General features: G+C 33.9%; 1 protein-coding gene. It reads left to right on the top strand.

Going from position 1 to position 1,109, the window contains the following annotated elements; translation table 11 throughout:
• The first annotated feature begins 174 nt into the window (after positions 1–174).
• Positions 175–1,044: a tyrosine-type recombinase/integrase gene (locus tag E2L07_RS20555; RefSeq protein WP_243855035.1), complete on the top strand. Its 870-nt coding sequence runs from the start codon at positions 175–177 to the stop codon at positions 1,042–1,044.
• Positions 1,045–1,109: the final 65 nt, after the last annotated feature.

Here is a 1,109-nt window from a genome sequence, read left to right as displayed (position 1 = left end):
CGTAGTTGTTTTAACCATATCAGAAATGGATTCTTTTTTCATTTATTTGATGCATGGACCATTTAGCTCAATTACTTGATAGATAAGCATTATTTGGGCATTAAAGGTTTTTTATGAATAATCCAGGCTAAAACATTTCCGACTAAGAAGGAAGCAAAACTTTGGGCTTTAGAAATGGAATTAGCGAAAGGAGAAGGAAAAGAACTTGCTCATAGAACAACAACATTTGCGGACTTCTTCGAAAATTGGATTTATCTTGTAAAGGTTAATGACGTTAAAGAAACGACATTTCAAAATTATGTTCGTACTTTAGGAGTTATAAGAAATTTATTTCAGGATATCCAATTAAAAGATTTAAATGATATTGTTGTTCAGAAAAAGATTGATGAGTATGCCAAGACACATTCTCGAAAAACAACACATGAGGTTCTTCTTAAAATAAAAACATCTTTACGTGATGCATATGCTCGTGGCTATATTGCAAATGATTTTGCTCGTTTAGTAAAAACACGTGGAGAGAACCCACCCAAACGTAATAAAGCATTATCTATCACTGATTTTAGAAAGCTTCGTAATTACGTTTTACAGCATCCAGAAGACGAATTTAACTTACTTGTATTACTTGCATTAGAAACGGGGATGCGACGTGGAGAACTGCTAGCAATACGCCCAGAGAGTCTTTATGAATACGGAATAAAAGTTAGACATTCAATCAGTCCTACTTCTGATGACACTTCGTTAAAGACACAAAATGCAAAACGTGATGTTTCTATTAACAAAGAAGTATATGAACTCATTCGTAAAATTCCTGTTAAAGAGAATGGTTATATTTTCAGCTTTGGCGGTTTTAAACAGTCGGAACAATTAGCGGAGTTATTGAAGAAATTAGATATTAAGAAAACAACGTTTCACGGTTTAAGAGACACTCATGCATCATTTTTATTTTCTCAAGACATAGATATTGCATATGTATCTAAACGATTGGTACCGTCAAGAATTTTGTGTAAGCTCGCAGGGTTTCCTTTGGAATTGCCAATATATTAGACCTTAAGCAGCCTTGGTGACTACACAAAAAGTTTCAGAAGGTTCTGTCAAGGGCGAAGTGTATA

Origin of the sequence: Halalkalibacterium halodurans, from assembly GCF_004376175.1 — a bacterium.
Lineage (GTDB): Bacteria > Bacillota > Bacilli > Bacillales > Bacillaceae_D > Halalkalibacterium > Halalkalibacterium halodurans.
This window is presented reverse-complemented; position numbering and strand designations above follow the sequence as displayed.

Excerpts from the sequence above, each read along its gene's own strand:
- E2L07_RS20555 (WP_243855035.1), top strand. The coding sequence starts at position 175 with ATGGAATTAGCGAAAGGAGAAGGAAAAGAACTTGCTCATAGAACAACA.